Annotated in this window: 14 protein-coding genes; 9 read left to right on the top strand and 5 right to left on the bottom strand. The window is 68.5% G+C overall.

Annotated elements, in window-relative coordinates; genetic code table 11:
- Positions 1–63 precede the first annotated feature (63 nt).
- The 6 genes from JWS13_RS37885 (at position 64) to JWS13_RS37860 (ending at position 5,007) form a co-directional block, all read left to right on the top strand.
- The gene (locus JWS13_RS37885) at positions 64–807 is read left to right on the top strand and encodes an SDR family NAD(P)-dependent oxidoreductase (RefSeq protein WP_206010441.1); all 744 of its coding nucleotides are present in this window, start codon (positions 64–66) and stop codon (positions 805–807) included.
- A 43-nt stretch (positions 808–850) separates the two neighbouring features.
- The gene (locus tag JWS13_RS37880; protein ID WP_206010440.1) at positions 851–2,038 is read left to right on the top strand and encodes an acyl-CoA dehydrogenase family protein; all 1,188 of its coding nucleotides are present in this window, start codon (positions 851–853) and stop codon (positions 2,036–2,038) included.
- 70 nt (positions 2,039–2,108) lie between these two features.
- Positions 2,109–3,311, top strand: a complete 1,203-nt coding sequence (locus tag JWS13_RS37875) for an acetyl-CoA C-acyltransferase (RefSeq protein WP_206010439.1) — start codon at positions 2,109–2,111, stop codon at positions 3,309–3,311.
- A 40-nt stretch (positions 3,312–3,351) separates the two neighbouring features.
- Entirely contained in the window at positions 3,352–3,927 is a 576-nt protein-coding gene (locus tag JWS13_RS37870; RefSeq protein ID WP_206010438.1) for a TetR/AcrR family transcriptional regulator, read from the top strand.
- A gap of 110 nt (positions 3,928–4,037) precedes the next feature.
- A complete protein-coding gene (locus JWS13_RS37865; protein ID WP_206010437.1) occupies positions 4,038–4,502 on the top strand; it encodes a winged helix-turn-helix transcriptional regulator in 465 nt (154 codons plus the stop codon).
- Positions 4,503–4,593: 91 nt separating this feature from the next.
- The gene (locus tag JWS13_RS37860; protein ID WP_206010436.1) at positions 4,594–5,007 is read left to right on the top strand and encodes an ester cyclase; all 414 of its coding nucleotides are present in this window, start codon (positions 4,594–4,596) and stop codon (positions 5,005–5,007) included.
- Between the two features lie 69 nt (positions 5,008–5,076).
- Here the strand turns inward: JWS13_RS37860 and JWS13_RS37855 are convergent, their stop codons facing one another.
- Both JWS13_RS37855 and JWS13_RS37850 read right to left on the bottom strand, forming a co-directional pair.
- Positions 5,077–6,171, bottom strand: a complete 1,095-nt coding sequence (locus tag JWS13_RS37855; protein ID WP_206010435.1) for a Glu/Leu/Phe/Val family dehydrogenase — start codon at positions 6,169–6,171, stop codon at positions 5,077–5,079.
- Between the two features lie 6 nt (positions 6,172–6,177).
- Positions 6,178–9,690, bottom strand: coding sequence for an indolepyruvate ferredoxin oxidoreductase family protein (locus JWS13_RS37850; protein ID WP_206010434.1), 3,513 nt, complete (start codon positions 9,688–9,690; stop codon positions 6,178–6,180).
- A gap of 137 nt (positions 9,691–9,827) precedes the next feature.
- On the opposite strand from JWS13_RS37850, the gene JWS13_RS37845 reads away from it, so the two are divergent.
- Positions 9,828–10,340, top strand: coding sequence for an Lrp/AsnC family transcriptional regulator (locus JWS13_RS37845; protein ID WP_072945874.1), 513 nt, complete (start codon positions 9,828–9,830; stop codon positions 10,338–10,340).
- Positions 10,341–10,363: 23 nt separating this feature from the next.
- On the top strand, positions 10,364–10,825 hold the full coding sequence (locus tag JWS13_RS37840; protein ID WP_206010433.1) for a 6,7-dimethyl-8-ribityllumazine synthase: 462 nt from the start codon (positions 10,364–10,366) through the stop codon (positions 10,823–10,825).
- Positions 10,826–10,907: 82 nt separating this feature from the next.
- Here JWS13_RS37840 and JWS13_RS37835 read toward each other — a convergent pair whose 3' ends face one another.
- Both JWS13_RS37835 and JWS13_RS37830 read right to left on the bottom strand, forming a co-directional pair.
- Positions 10,908–11,285, bottom strand: coding sequence for a PH domain-containing protein (locus tag JWS13_RS37835; RefSeq protein ID WP_206010432.1), 378 nt, complete (start codon positions 11,283–11,285; stop codon positions 10,908–10,910).
- A gap of 80 nt (positions 11,286–11,365) precedes the next feature.
- Entirely contained in the window at positions 11,366–12,007 is a 642-nt protein-coding gene (locus JWS13_RS37830; protein WP_206010431.1) for a restriction endonuclease, read from the bottom strand.
- Between the two features lie 190 nt (positions 12,008–12,197).
- On the opposite strand from JWS13_RS37830, the gene JWS13_RS37825 reads away from it, so the two are divergent.
- Positions 12,198–13,253 carry a 2,3-butanediol dehydrogenase gene (locus tag JWS13_RS37825; protein WP_206010430.1) on the top strand — a complete coding sequence of 352 codons (1,056 nt, stop codon included), beginning with the start codon at positions 12,198–12,200 and terminating at the stop codon, positions 13,251–13,253.
- Between the two features lie 3 nt (positions 13,254–13,256).
- On the opposite strand, the gene JWS13_RS37820 is transcribed toward JWS13_RS37825, so the two are convergent.
- Positions 13,257–14,768 carry a PucR family transcriptional regulator gene (locus JWS13_RS37820; protein WP_206010429.1) on the bottom strand — a complete coding sequence of 504 codons (1,512 nt, stop codon included), beginning with the start codon at positions 14,766–14,768 and terminating at the stop codon, positions 13,257–13,259.
- Positions 14,769–14,873 lie beyond the last annotated feature (105 nt).

The raw sequence follows: 14,873 nt of genomic DNA, 5'->3' as shown, positions 1-14,873 counted from the left end.
GATTTACGTGGCATTTCTCGACAACTCTGGACTATTCTTGGATCGATCAGTACATTTTCGAACATGAACGAGAACGACAACGAGGATCTCCGCGTCGCACTGGTGTCCGGCGGCTCCCGCGGCATCGGAGCCGCCGTCACCATCGGTCTGACCCAGCGCGGCTGCCGGGTGGGGTGCACATACCGAACCGGTCGTGACGAGGCCGAGAAGCTCACCGCAGAGGCCCCGGAACAGGTACTCCCGATCCACTTCGACCTGCACGACGACACCACGGCGGCCTCGGCGGTCGAGCACGTCGTCTCCCACTGGGGACGACTCGATTCGCTGATCCTGAACGCGGGTCAGTGGTCGGGCGGGCGGCTCACCGAGTTGGACCCGGACGCCTGGTGGAGCGTGATCGAGACGAACCTGCGCGGCACCGTCGCCCTCGCCCGGGCCGCGCTACCCCACCTCGCGAAAGGCACGTCACCGAGCATCGTTCTGGTGTCGTCGGTCGTCGGCCTGATCGGTCACCCCGGCGACACCGCGTACGCGAGCGCGAAGTCGGCGATGGTCGGCTTCGGCCGGTCGCTCGCGAAGGAGGTCGCCCGTAACGGCATCCGGGTCAACATCCTGGCCCCCGGCTTCGTCGCCACCGACATGACCGACGCGGTGCCCGCATCCGCGCGCAGGCGGATCGAACAGGACACCGTCCTGGGCCGATTCGGCACCGTCGACGAAATCGCCAAGGCCGCAGTCTTCCTCAGCGAAGACGCCACGTTCTGCACCGGCTCCGTTCTCACCGTCGACGGAGGCTGGGCGCTGTGACACACCACGACTGTGACGACCCACAACGAAGGGAAGCAACACCATGACCGCGACACTCACGCATTCGGTCGGAATTCCGGAGTCGGAGTACCTGACGCTCCGGAACCGCATCTTCGAGGCGATCTGGTCCGAACTCGATCCGCTGGAACAGCGGATCGAGGACGAGGAGCAGGTACCGCACGACATCGTCATGCCGATCCTCGCCCGGATCGGCGCGCTCGGCCTGCTCGTCCCCCGCGAGTACGGCGGCAGCGGACTCTCGATCGCCCAGTACCTGCCGATCATCGCCGAGTTCGCCAAGGTCCAGGGCGGCCTCCGGGTCATCGTGCACGTGCACAACTCGTTCGCCCACGCGCTCTCCGAAATCGGGAACGAGCAGCAGAAGGCGGCGGTGCTTCCGGGCGCGGCGACGGGCCGGAGTTCGGTCGCGTTCGCGCTCACCGAGCCGGGATTCGGCACCGGCGCCGACCTCGGCTCGACCGCGGTGCGGGACGGCGACGACTACGTCATCACCGGCGAGAAGTGGTTGATCACCAACTCGGACATCGCGTCTCACTTCATCGTGTTCGCGAAGGCCACCGACCGCGAGGTGTCCGCGTTCCTCGTTCCCCGCGACACCGACGGCCTGTCGATCGCGGCGCTGCCCGAGACGATGGGCTGCAAGGGCACCGAGCACGGGCGCGTCACCCTCGACGCCGTCCGGGTTCCCGGCGCCGCCCTCGTGGGCGCCGAGGGTCAGGGCAACGAGCACCTCGAGCGCGCACTGGAGATCAGCCGGGTCTTCATCGCGGCAAGTTCGCTCGGCACGTCCGAGCGCGCCCTCGAACTGTCGATCGCGCACGCGAAGAGCCGCGTCACGTTCGGCAAGCCGATCGGCACGCGGCAGGCGATCCAGCGCTATCTGGCGGAGATGGCCACCGACGTCTACGCCCTGCGCGGCATCCTGGCGGACGCGGCGAGGAAGTGGGATGCGGGCGAACGGATTCCGGCCGAAGCCAGTATGTGCAAGCTGTTCGGCCTCGAGGCCGTCGGCCGGGTGACGGACCGGGCGCTGCTCGTCCACGGCGGCATCGGCTACACGCGTGCGCATCCGATCGAGCGCCTGTACCGGGACGCCCGCCTCAACTGGCTAGAGGAGGGCACGCCGACGATCCAGTATCTGGTGGCGGCGGGACGACTGCTCGACGGGTACGCGTACTCCGACGCGTTCGAGACCTCGCGTCGACCCTGACGCTCACCATCCGCCGACCTGCAGCCCGGACTCGGCTGCGGGTCGGCACCCGCCCCCGAAGGAGATGACAATGACGAACGCAGACCCCACCGTCCTCGTGGCGGGGGCACGAACCCCGTTCGGACGCTTCATGGGATCGCTGTCGGATCTCACCGCCCAGCAACTGGGCGGCCACGCGATCAGCGGTGCGCTGCGGTCCGCCGGCGTCGACGCCCGCGACGTCGACCACGTCGTGATGGGCCAGGTACTCACGGCAGGCAGTGGTCAGCTGCCGGCGCGTGTCGCGGCCGCGGAAGCCGGAATCCCGTTGACGACACCGGCACTGAACATCAACCGGATGTGCCTGTCGGGAATCGACGCGATCACGCTGGCGCACCGGATGATCGCGGCCGGCGATGCGGACATCGTGGTGGCCGGCGGTCAGGAGTCGATGAGCAACGCACCGCACCTGCTCCGGGACAGTCGTCGTGGGTACCGGTACGGCGACGCGGTCCTGATCGATCACCTCGCGTTCGACGGACTCCGCGATGCCTTCACCGGGTTGTCGATGGGGGCGCTGACCGAGGCCGGCAATCCCGGGTACGGCATCACGCGGGAGGCTCAGGACGCCTGGGCCGCACGCTCGCACCGGGCGGCCGCGCGGGCACGCAAGGACGGCGTCTTCGCGGCCGAGATCGTTCCGGTCCCGGTCACGGTCGGGCGGGGTGAGTCGAGCGAGGTGCGCGACGACGAGGGCGTCCGGGCCGACACGTCGGCGGCGGACCTCGCCGGGTTGCGTCCCGCCTTCGCTCCGGACGGTTCGCTCACCGCGGGCAACTCGTCCCCGATCTCCGACGGCGCCTGCGCCGTCGTGGTCACCCGGAAGTCGACGGCCGTCCGCCTCGGCCTGCCGTGGCTGGCCGAGATCGGATCGGGCGCGGTGGTCGCCGGGCCCGATTCGGGTCTGCACGAGCAGCCGTCGAACGCCATCCTGGCCGCCTGCAGGCGCGAGGGGATCACGCCCGGCGACCTCGACCTCGTCGAGATCAACGAGGCGTTCGCCGCGGTGGCGCTCGCCGCGTCCGAACGCCTCGGCATCCACTCGGACCGGGTGAACGTCAACGGCGGCGCGATCGCGCTCGGTCACCCGATCGGCGTGTCCGGGGCGCGGATCGTCCTGCACCTCGCGCTCGAGTTGCAACGCCGCGGCGGCGGCATCGGCGCGGCGGCGCTGTGCGGGGGCGGCGGCCAGGGGCAGGCCCTGATCGTGCACGTCGCACGGACCGGGATCTAGACTCACACCTTCGACCGCCGGGAGACAAAGGGGCCCTTCGATGAGCGACAAGTACGACGCCAACCGGGACCGAGTCCTGCAGGTGGCCGCCGAATTGTTCGCGAAGTCGGGGTACCACGGCACCGGCATCGCCGACCTGGGCACGGCGGTCGGGCTCGGCCGCGGGGCGCTGTACCACTACATCGGCAGCAAGGAGGCCATCCTCTACGAGATCAGCAGCAGGCAACTCGCCCAGATGAACACGGTCGCCGACGAACTCGCGCTGTCCGAGGCCGATCCGGAGAAACGACTGCGCGGCCTCGCCCGGGCGCTGATGCGCAACATCGCCGAACACCGCGCGGAGTGGACGGTCTTCTTCCGCGAGTACCACGCGCTGACGGACGAGCGTCGTGATCGCATCATCGCCGAACGTGAACGCTACGAATCCCATTGGCGGAACGCGGTGGAACAGGGCATTCGCGACGGGCATTTCCGCGTGCTCCCGCGGTTGATGGTGAAGGGCCTGCTGGGCATGTTCAACTACAGCTACCTGTGGATCACCCCCGGGGGCGCGGAGACTCCCGAGGAGATCGCGGACGAGTTCCTCGACGCCGTCATCATCGGGATGCGGGCGTGAGGCGCTCCGCGCCCGTGCGTGGTTGAGGAGTCTCTGCACTCGTTCCCCACGCACGGACGGCGGCGACGCTGGCTTGGACCTGCCAAGCCTGACGCGACTAGTCTCGTCGTATGAGTCCGTCCCCGGCCACGCCTGCCCGCTGTTCCATCGCGCGTGCGCTCGAGGTCCTGGGCGACCGGTGGACGCTGCTTATCGTCCGTGACGCGTTCTGGGGTCACAGCCGATTCTCGGAGTTCACGCGCAGCCTCGGCGTTGCGTCCGATGTGCTCACCGCCCGACTGGCGTTGCTCGTCGACGAGGGCATACTCGAGCGCCGTGCGTATCGCCAGGCGGGGTCGCGGGAACGTCAGGAGTACGTGCTGACCGAGAAGGGACGGCAGTTGCACGTCGTGATCGGGGCGCTGGGCCAGTTCGGGCGCGACCACCTGCCGCGTCCGGGGAGCACCTCCCCCGAATACTCGGACGAGACCACCGGCGAGGCCGTGTCCCTGGCCTTCGTCACCGACGACGGTCGACGCGTGTCCGCATCGACCCTGCACGTGCAGCGCGGAGAACCAGCGCCTGCGGGCGACTGACGACGCCGCTCACATCCTGAGAAAACGACGGCTCTACCTCGTCATACCCATGCTAACTTGGACAATCCAAGCCAGAGAGAGGCAAGAACGCATGTCCCATCAACACGGAGTTCACGCAGTCGAGAATTTCTGGGCCCGGGTGTGGCAGTCACCCCAGGACCCCCACGCGATCGACGAACTCGTCATCGACGATTTCGTCATCGTCAGCGGCGGAGAGACGATCCGCGGCCGGGCCGATTTCAAGGAATGGGTGCTGAAGTTCCAGTCCACCGTCGAGGATCTGGAGTTCATCCCCGTCGAGACGTTCCAGAACGAGGACGGCTCCCGCGTCGCGTCGCTGTGGGAAATGACCGGCCGCAATCGCGGATTCATGGGCACCGAATCCGACGGGCAGCCCATCCACCTGATCGGCACCGCCGTGTGGAACGTCCGCGCCGACGGGATGCTCGAATCCAACCGCGTCGAGCGCAATGCCTGGGAGCTGCACCGGCGGTTGACGGCCTAGGCGCTTCGCGCCCGTGCGTGGTTAACGAGTGCAGAGACTCGTTAACCACGCACGGGCGGCGGAGCCGCCCTACTTCGCTGCCGCGATCCGGGCCTCGGCGACGGCGTCGGCTGCGGCGCCGGCGAGGATGCCGTCCCGCTTCGCGACGTCGAGGATCTGCACGACGGTGGCGAAGATCTTCTCGACCTGCGCGCGGACGTCGTCGGCGGACGTTCCGAGCCGCTCACCGGCGACCTGGATGAGTCCGCCGCCGTTGGCGACGTAGTCGGGGACCCACGTGATGCCGCGGTCACTGAGGTCGTGCTCGACGATCGGGTGGGCGAGTTGGTTGTTCGCGGCCCCGCAGATCACCTGGGCGGTGATCGCGGCGACGGACTCGTCGGTGAGGGTGGCGCCCATCGCGCAGGGTGCGTAGACGTCGAGTTCCTGGTCGATGACGCTGGAGGCGATCTTGACGTCGGGGAAGTCGGTGGCGACGCGGTCGAGTGCGGCGGCGTTGACGTCGGTGGCGACCACCGAGGCGCCGTCGGCGAGCAGCAGCTTGATCAGCTGGTAGCCGACCTTCCCGACGCCCTCGACCCCGACGACGCGTCCGGCGAGGCTCGGGGTGCCCCACTTCTCCTGGGCGCCGGCGCGCATGCCCTGGAAGACGCCGAGGGCGGTCATCGGGGCGCTGTCGCCGGACCCGCCTGCGGCGGTGTTGCGTCCGACGACGTAGTCGGTGGCGCGGCCCATCACGTCGAGGTCGTCGGAGTTGGTGCCCACGTCACCGGCAGTGATGTACCGCCCGCCGAGCGTCTGCACGAAGCGGGCGTACGCCTCGAGCAGCGCCTCCGACTTGCCGGTGGCCGGGTCGCCGATGATGACGGCCTTGCCGCCGCCGAGGTCGACTCCGGCGATCGCCGACTTGTACGTCATGCCCCGCGACAGCCGCAGGACGTCCTTGAGAGCGGCGGCCTCGTCGGAGTAGGGGTAGAAGCGGGTGCCGCCGAGCGCCGGTCCGAGGGTGGTGTCGTGGATCGCGACGATCGCCTTGAGTCCGGTCGCGGGGTCCTGGAAGAACGTCACCTGCTCGTGCGCGGTGTCGGTGGGGAAATCGGTCCGTTCGAACACTCCGGCGTTCTGGAGCGGTGCGGTGGCGTGACGTTCCGCGGTGAGAGTCATGTCTTCTCAGGACCTTTCCGAAGGGGTGGCAATCGTGATGGTGGAGGTGTCGACGCCGAGTTCGGCGAGACGCTGGAGGTAGACGGTGACGTTGCGCAGCTTGACGTCCTCGTAGCCCCGGACGAGGTCCGGAGTCGCGGCGATCAGCGTGGCGGTGTCATAGGTGTCGGCGGTGAGGTCGGCAATCAGGCCGGCGACGGTGGCCTCGTAGTGCGCGAGCAGTTGACGCTCGAGACGACGGACCTTGGCGTAGCCGAACGGGTCGAACGCGGTGCCGCGCAGGAACTTCGCCTTGGCGAGAGTCTTGAGCGCGACGTGGGAGCGGGGGCCGAATCCGATCTTGGTCTTGCGGCCCATCGCCTTGAGGACCGGCGGGTGCAGCTTGTAGGTGAGCTTGCCGGCTCCGGGGACCTCGCCGGCGGCGGCGTCGAGGAACGCCTGGTCGGTGAGCATCCGGGCCACCTCGTACTCGTCCTTGTACGCGGTGAGCTTGTGCAGCCCGGCGGCAACGGCCTCGCTGAACTCGGTCCGGTCGCCCAGTGCGCGCTCGGCGTCCCACGCCTGCTGCACCAGGGCGATGTAGCGGGCGGCGACGCGGTCACCCTGGAAGGCGACCAGGTTCGCGGCCCGGCGTTCGGTGAGCTCGCGGGTCGCGCCGTCGAGGGTGGACCCGGCGAACAGGTGGGCCGGGACGACGGTGTCGCTGCGCTGCGGCACGGCGGCGGAACTGGTGGCGGCGAGGAACGCGGCCCGGTCGGCGACGGCGACGCGTCCCCAGTGGAATGCGGCCTTGTTGGACTCGACGGCGACACCGTTGATCTCGAGGGCTTCCTCGATGAACCGGGCGGGGACGGGCAGCCCGCCTGCCTGGTAGGCGGCGCCGACCAGCAGGAAGTTGGCTGCGGCGGTGCTGCCGAACAGCGCGGTGGCGGCGGCGAGGCCGTCGATCGCGGTGAGTTCGCGGGCAGAGACGTCGAGACGCTCGAGAAGCTTGTCCTCGTCGGGGTAGCGGACGGCGGGGTCGTAGACCATGTCGCCGGTCGGGGTCTGGCTCGTCGACGCGACGGTGATGGTGCGGTCGGAGCTGCCGAACCCGGCGTACTTGGCGTCGGCGGCGGTCAGCAGGTCGAACGCGAGGACGCAGTCGGCGGTCGCGGGGCTGATCCGGTTGGACGGCGCCGAGCTTCCCGACCGCGTCTTCTGATCACTGAGCCGCAGGTGCGACGTGACCGGTCCGGCCTTCTGGCTGAGTCCGGTCTGGTCGAGTCCCTCGACGTGCAGCCCGGCGCGCAGCGCGGCCATGCCCAGCACCTGGTTGACGGTGACGATGCCGGTACCACCGACACCGGCCATGAACAGGTTGTGGGTTCCGGTCCACACGGCGGGATCGGGGTCGCCGACCTCCGGCGGAACCGGGATCTCGCGCAACGTCTTCGGCGCGCCTTCCTCGGGCAGTTCGACCGTCACGAACGACGGGCAGTCGCCCTCGAGGCAGGAGTAGTCGGTGTTGCAGCTGGTCTGGTCGATCTTGGTCTTGCGGCCGAACTCGGTGTCGACGGGCTGCACGGACAGGCAGTTCGACTTGACGCCGCAGTCGCCGCAGCCCTCGCAGACGGCCTCGTTGATGACGACGCGGGTGCGGCGGGCGGGCAGCTTGCCGCGCTTGCGCTTGCGGCGGGCCTCGGCGGCGCACTGCTGGTCGAAGATGAGGACGGTGACGCCTTCGATGTCGCGCAGGACGCGCTGCGCCTCGTCGAGCCGGGTGCGGTCCCACAGCAGCGTGTTGGCGGCGAAGTGGGCGCCCTTGTGCCGCTTGGGGTCCTCGGCGCAGACGATGATCTGCTTGACACCCTCGGACGCCAGCTTGTGGGTCAGCTGCGGCACGGTCAGCCCGGCCTCGGCGTCCTGGGCGCCGGTCATCGCGACCGCGGAGTTGTAGAGCACCTTGTACGTGATGTTGACGCCGGCCGCGACGCACGCCTGCACGGCGAGCTGGCCGGAGTGGAAGTAGGTGCCGTCGCCGACGTTCTGGAACATGTGCTTGACGTCGCTGAACGGGGCCTGCCCGATCCACTGCGCGCCCTCGCCGCCCATCTGGGTAAGCATCGTGACGGCGCTGTCGGTGCGGCCGGACATCGTGACCAGGGTGTGGCAGCCGATGCCGCCGCCCGCGATCGACCCCTCGGGCACCGCGGTGGAGCGGTTGTGCGGGCAGCCGGAGCAGAAGTACGGGGTGCGCGACGTCGGGAGGACGGTCAGCTCGAGGCGCGGCGGCGGGGCCGGGGTCAGCGCGACCCGGTCCTTCAGGACGCGTCGCAGCGGTCCGGTGAGCCGGGCGGCGGTCAGTTCGCCGTCGACGGGGATCAGGTTCTTGCCCTGCGCGTTCTTCTTGCCCAGCACGGCGGGTGCACTGGCGCCGCCGTAGAGGATGTCCTTGAGCTGGGACTCGACGAACGGCATCTTCTCCTCGACGACGAGGACCTGCTCGACGCCGTCGGCGAGTTCGCGAACCTTGTCGGCGCCCAGCGGGTAGGGCATGCCGACCCGGAGGATGCGGATGCCGGCGTCCTCGAGCTGGGAGTCGCCGAGCCCGAGGTCGAGCAGGGCCTGGCGCAGCGAGTCGTACGCGGTGCCGACGGCGGCGATGCCCAGCCACGCGGTGCGCGGGTTGACCTCGATCGCGTCGATGTCGTTGGCGGCGTTGAACGCCTCGACCATCGCCCAGCGCGGTCCGTAGAGGTCGGCCTCGGCGTAGACGCTGTCGGGCGGGGACGCGAGGACGCGCTGCCGGTACGACCACGGCTTGCCGTTCCACTCGATCTCGGGGAGCACGATGTCGAGTCCGGCGAAGTCGCGGTCGAGGGTCCAGAGTCCGTCGGCGACGTCGGCGACGATCTTCATGCCCGACCAGCAGCCGGAGATCCGCGACAGCGCCACCCCGTAGAGGCCGAACGTGATGACCTCTTCGGCGTTGCGCGGGAAGAACACGGGCATGCCCATTGCGGCCATGGACCGTTCGCTGGCGCAGGGGATGGTGGAGGACTTGGCGTTGGGGTCGTCGCCCACGAGGACGAGGACGCCGCCGCGCGCGTTGGCGCCGTACATCGCGGCGTGCCGGATGGAGTCGCTGGCGCGGTCGAGGCCGGGACCCTTGCCGTACCAGACGCCGACGACGCCGTCGTGGGTACGCTCGCCCTGCGGGAGGTCCACCTGGCTGCCCCAGACGGACGTCGCGGCGAGTTCCTCGTTCATGCCGGGCACGAACTTCACGTCGTGGTCGGTGCTCAGCGTGGGGATGGCGGCGATGGTGCGGTCGAGGCCGGCGAGGGGGCTGCCCTGGTAGCCGGAGACGAACGTCGCGACGTTCAGGCCCGCGCGGCGGTCGCGTTCGTGCTGCTCCACCAGCTGGCGGGCGATGGCCTGGACACCGGTCATCAACACCGGACCCGAGTCGGCCCGGTATCGGTCGGCGAGATCAAAGGATGCTGCACTGGTGCGAGCGTCGTCTAGCTGAGTCATTGCGATTCCCGATCCGTCGCGTTGAGCATTTCGTGAGCTTGATCCTGTATCTGCTCTATGATTTGGTCAACGCAAATCGGATCAACTGATCAGTTCACGCAACAGGTGACGGTGGTCACTTCCCGGAGGTACCCAAAGTGCTCAGCATCGACAAGCTCGACGTGCAGTTGCTCGGACTGCTCGGCCAGGACTCACGCATGAGCGTGGCCGAACTCGCCAACTCGCTGGGCGTCGCCCGCAACACCGTCCAGTCCCGGATGAAGCGCATGGAGACCAGCGGGCTGCTCACCGGCTTCCGCCCCAACCTCGACCTCGCCGAGGTCGGCATTCCCATTCAGGCGTTCGTCGGGCTGGAACTCGAACAGGGCAAGCTGACCGCCGTCGGCAACCGTCTCGTCGACCTGCCGGAGGTCATCGAGATCCACGCGACCACCGGCCGGGAGGACCTGCTGGTGCGGGTGGCCACGTCCACGCACGCGGAGCTGCAGAAGTTGCTGGAGAAGATCGCGAACCTGCCCGGCATCACGCATTCGACGACGACCATCGCGCTGACGAGCCCGCTGCCGTACCGGATTCAGCCGCTGCTCGAGCACCTCACCGACGACTCCGGGTGGGGCCGGTCGACGGCACTGCCCCGTTCACACCGCTAGGACCGGTGCAGTAGTTTCAGACCATGAGTGAGAGTCAGGGACGAATCGCGTTCATCCAGGCCACGTGGCACCGCAACATCGTCGACCGCGCACGCGACGGCTTCACCGACGAGGTGACCACGCTGGGCTATTCGAAGGACGACCTGGACTTCTTCGAGGTGCCGGGCGCGTTCGAGATCCCGCTGCACGCACGACGCCTCGCCCTCACGGGGCGTTACGACGCCGTCGTCGCGGCCGCGCTCGTAGTCGACGGCGGCATCTACCGGCACGAGTTCGTCGCGACCGCGGTCATCGACGGCCTCATGCGGGTGCAACTCGACACGGACGTGCCGGTGTTCTCGGTTGTGCTGACCCCGCACCACTTCCACGAGCACGACGAGCACCTCACCTACTTCGGCGACCACTTCGTCAAGAAGGGCGCCGAGGCCGCGCGGGCCTGCATCGCCACCGTCAAGTCGCTGAAGTCGCTGCCGACCGCGAACTGACTCGCCTCCCGAATCCGCACCGAGAACACCACCGCCGGTATTTACCGACGGTGGTGTTCTCGCAGTTACGGGGTCGGGTGCGCTACCCGGCGACGAAGTGCGACAGGATCGCCTGCACCTCGTAGATGTCCACCGACTTCGAGAACCGCTTCTGCAGCGGAACCGGATTGCCGGAGATCCAGATCTTCAGTTCGGCGTCGAGATCGAAGTTCCCGGCCGTCTCCACCGCGAAATGCGTGATCGATTTGTACAGCACGCTGTGGTACTCGATCTTCTTTCCCGTGATCCCCTGCTTGTCGACGAGAATGAGTCGCCGGTTGGTGAACAGGAAGGCGTCGCGAACCAGCAGATACGCGGCGTGGACCTGCTCACCGTTTCCGAGAAGTCGTGAGTATTCCGCCTGCGCCGCAGCCGGGTCGATCTTTCCCGCATTACCCATCAGGCCATTCATCAAGCCCATATTCATCTCCGCGATTCCACTCGAATGTCGACAGTCACGCTGGCTGTCGTCGACGCGAGCGAGATCGTTACGGCAACGAACTATCTGGCTCTCGCGTGCCGGTGCTGGACGAAGAGGAGCCAGAACACCGGTGCGCCGACGACGGCGAGGATCGTCGCGAACACGCGCAGCCCGACGTTCCCTTCGCCGAAGGGGGCGATCATGAGGACGATCGTGCAGAGGACGGCGCCGAGGAGTTGCCAGTGCGCGCCGAAGAAGCCCGCGACCATCGCCCATGCGTTGCGGGCGACGATGCGCGCCGGCGACTCGGGCTCGGGTGGGGGCGGCGGGGACGGGGCCACCGCAACCGTCGAGTTACGCGCGGCGGTCACCAGTTTCGGGGCGTGGGCGCCGAGCGGCGGGGTTTCGCCGTCGGGTTCGCACCGGAACAGGGCGATGCCCACGGCGTCCGCGTAGTCGACGGCCTCGTCGGTGTAGCCGGGGCCGGAGAAGTACAGGAGTTTCCGGGCGTGGCTGGTTCCGCGGGTGCCGTAGAGGTTCTCGAGATCCGATTTGCCTGCGCTGCCGCCGCGCCACTTCACCTGCGCGTACGCGCGTGACGAGTAGACGTCGATGCCGCCGTCCGTGCCGCCGAGTAGCGCTGTCGCGTCGCCGTAACCGAGCTTCTGCATCTGCTCGGCGGCATTGATTTCAGCTTCAGCCGCCGTGCGTATGCGTGCCATGCCTCACTCCCCCAGATCGAACCAGTCTTTCCCTTCGAAGGTACCCGCAGATCCGGCCAAACCAGCTATCCGCCGGTGAACGTCACACAGTCGTCGTCGGATTGCAACGCAGTGCAACCCTTCCCGGCCGCGTTGCGGCGTCGTACCGTTCGGCTCATCAGCACGTTCACAACGAGGTGAGGGCGGATCCATGAGAGCAGCACGGTTCCACGGACGACGCGACATCCGGATCGACGACATCCCCGAACCGGAATTGCGGCCGGGCGCCGTGAAACTCCGGGTCGGCTGGTGCGGCATCTGCGGCACCGACCTGCACGAGTACCTGGAGGGCCCGATCTTCATCTCCCCGCCGGGACATCCGCATCCGCTGTCGCACGAGAACGCGCCGGTGACGATGGGCCACGAGTTCTCCGGGACGGTGGAGGAGGTCGGTGAGGGCGTCACCGATGTCGCGGTCGGCGACAACGTGGTGGTGGAGCCGTACTTCGTGTGCAACGAGTGCGCGTCCTGCAAGGCTGGCAACTATCACCTGTGTACGAAGATGGGGTTCATCGGATTGGCCGGTGGCGGAGGCGGACTCAGCGAGAAGGTGGTGGTCGACCGCCGGTGGGTGCACAAGATCGGCGACATCCCGCTCGACGAGGCAGCCCTGATCGAACCACTCAGCGTCGCGCATCATGCGGTCGTCCGCAGCGGGGCCGAGGCCGGCGACGTCGCGCTGGTCGGCGGTGCCGGGCCGATCGGGCTCCTGGTTGCCGCGGTCTTGAAGGGTCTGGGTGTCACCACGATCGTCACCGAACTCAGCGACGCCCGGAAGCAGAAGGCGCTGTCCAGTGGGGTCGCCGATCACGTCGTCGACCCGTCGTCGGAGGACGTGAAGGCCAGGGTGCTCGAGCTTACCGGCGGTGTCGGCGCCGATCTCGGGTTCGAGTGCGCCGGGGTGAACGCCGTCCTCGACACCATCCTCGACGCCGTCCGACCCGCGGCCGTGGTGGTGAACGTGTCGATCTGGGGCAAGCCCGCGACGGTCGACATGCAGAAACTCGTCCTCAAGGAGATCGACCTGCGCGGCACCATCGCCTACGTCCGCGACCACGAGGCGGTGATCGAGATGGTCCGCAGCGGGGTGATCGACCTGGCCCCGTTCATCACGGGCCGGATCGAACTCGACAACCTGGTCTCCGAGGGGCTCACCACGTTGATCGAGCACAACGACACGGCGGTGAAGATCCTGGTCCGGGCGTGACCGTCAGTCGGGTTCGTCGGTCGACGGGGTCACGGCCCTGGCCTTGAGCGCCAGCCACAGTTCCATGCGGTCGTCGGCCTGGTCGAGGTTCCGCCCGGTCAGCGCCGCGATCTTGTCGATCCGGTTCCGGACGGTGTTGCGGTGCACGGAGAGGGCGGCCGCCGCGGGGTCCCATGCCCCGTTGGCGCGCAGCCATTCCTCGAGGGTTCTCTGGAGTTCGACGCGTTCGCGCGGCTCGAGCTGATCGAGGGGTGCGAGGACGGCGGTGGAGAAGCCGCTGAGCACGTCGGCCGAGCCGAGGCGCAGCAGCAACTGGACGGTCTCCCCCTCCTTGGCGTCGACGGCCCGGCCGAGTCGTGCACTGACGGCGACGAGGGATCGCGCCTGCATGGCCGACACCGCCAGCGCATCGACGGGAACCAGTGCGCCGATCCCGATCGCGCATCCCTCGGCGACGCCGGACAACAATTCCGCGAGCCCGGCGGACTCTGGATGCGCGATCTCGATGTCCGAGTTGCGCTGCCTCAGGACGGAATCCGGGAGGGCTGCACCGATCCGGGCGGTCAGGTCGGCCACCGCCTCGGGGGTGGAGCGCACCACTGCGATCTGCAGCGGGTCCCGGGACAGCCCGATGCCGGCGGCGATCTGATGGGCGCGCTCCCGCCGGAGGCCGGGCCGGAGCAGTTGCGCCAGCGCCGCCGCCCGCCGCTGCCGCTCCGGTTCGCCTGCCACGTGCCGGCGTTCGAGTTCGAGCGACAGCAGCGAGACGAGAACATTCGACGCGTGGCGCAGCCCGCTGTCCGCCGACCGTTCGAGCACCACGAAGGCGAGCGGGTTCTCGATGCGCACGGGGTGCAGTTCGAGTTCCCGCCTGCCGGCGCCGCCGAACGCGGTCCAGCCCTTGCCGCGGGTGGTGTAGCGACCGACCTGATCCCGGGCGTCCTCCAGGAACGCGGCATCGACGCCGTCGGAGAGTTGGACGACCCCGCCGGACGCGTCGAGCACCGCGCAGAGTGAGCCGCTGACGGAACGCCACGTGCCGAGCAGTCCGCTCAGCGGCGACGGTCCGGCCGCGACCGCGGTCAGCTGATAGCTGAGTTCGATTGCGTCCTCGAGCGCACGCTTCTCCTCCTCGGCGATCCGGGAGAAGATCCATTTGGTGATGGCGATGAACGGCACCGAGTCGGGGGCGATCAGCAGCGGGACGCCGAATTCCCGCGCCGCCGCGACGAGCGGCGCCGGTGGCGCCTGATAGGGCAGCCCGTGGCCCAGGCCGAGGCACAATGCGGCGACCCCGCCCGCGACGCAGTCCCGCACGTAGTCGCGGCACCCATTCTCGGTGGTCGGGAGCATCAGGCCGACGGTCATCAGCAACTCGCCGCCCTGCAGCCAGTCCCGCGGCCGCGTCAACTCGGAGACGTGGGCTGCGGTGATGGGGTTGTTCACCCCCGCCGTTCCGCTCATCGACGTGAGCCGCAGTGTGGGGGCGGACAGGACGTCCTGGACGGTGATCACCGATGACCCCTTGTACGTATTGCCCAACCGTAATAGACGAACTGTACATCTCGTCTCTGGTGCCGGCGGGGCGCAGTGCGCAGAGTAGTGATCAGAGCCACAGCA

This window comes from Rhodococcus pseudokoreensis (assembly GCF_017068395.1).
Taxonomy (GTDB): domain Bacteria; phylum Actinomycetota; class Actinomycetes; order Mycobacteriales; family Mycobacteriaceae; genus Rhodococcus_F; species Rhodococcus_F pseudokoreensis.
Note: the sequence above shows the minus strand (reverse complement) of the source record. Positions and strands in the feature narration are given on the sequence as shown.

What these genes read in the sequence shown, in the direction of transcription:
- JWS13_RS37825 (WP_206010430.1), top strand. Translation starts at nt 12,198, where the DNA reads ATGAGAGCAGCACGGTTCCACGGACGACGCGACATCCGGATCGACGAC.
- JWS13_RS37860 (WP_206010436.1), top strand. Translation starts at nt 4,594, where the DNA reads ATGTCCCATCAACACGGAGTTCACGCAGTCGAGAATTTCTGGGCCCGG.
- JWS13_RS37855 (WP_206010435.1), bottom strand. Translation starts at nt 6,171, where the DNA reads ATGACTCTCACCGCGGAACGTCACGCCACCGCACCGCTCCAGAACGCC.
- JWS13_RS37870 (WP_206010438.1), top strand. Translation starts at nt 3,352, where the DNA reads ATGAGCGACAAGTACGACGCCAACCGGGACCGAGTCCTGCAGGTGGCC.
- JWS13_RS37865 (WP_206010437.1), top strand. Translation starts at nt 4,038, where the DNA reads ATGAGTCCGTCCCCGGCCACGCCTGCCCGCTGTTCCATCGCGCGTGCG.
- JWS13_RS37835 (WP_206010432.1), bottom strand. Translation starts at nt 11,285, where the DNA reads ATGGGCTTGATGAATGGCCTGATGGGTAATGCGGGAAAGATCGACCCG.
- JWS13_RS37830 (WP_206010431.1), bottom strand. Translation starts at nt 12,007, where the DNA reads ATGGCACGCATACGCACGGCGGCTGAAGCTGAAATCAATGCCGCCGAG.
- JWS13_RS37880 (WP_206010440.1), top strand. Translation starts at nt 851, where the DNA reads ATGACCGCGACACTCACGCATTCGGTCGGAATTCCGGAGTCGGAGTAC.
- JWS13_RS37875 (WP_206010439.1), top strand. Translation starts at nt 2,109, where the DNA reads ATGACGAACGCAGACCCCACCGTCCTCGTGGCGGGGGCACGAACCCCG.
- JWS13_RS37850 (WP_206010434.1), bottom strand. Translation starts at nt 9,690, where the DNA reads ATGACTCAGCTAGACGACGCTCGCACCAGTGCAGCATCCTTTGATCTC.
- JWS13_RS37840 (WP_206010433.1), top strand. Translation starts at nt 10,364, where the DNA reads ATGAGTGAGAGTCAGGGACGAATCGCGTTCATCCAGGCCACGTGGCAC.
- JWS13_RS37885 (WP_206010441.1), top strand. Translation starts at nt 64, where the DNA reads ATGAACGAGAACGACAACGAGGATCTCCGCGTCGCACTGGTGTCCGGC.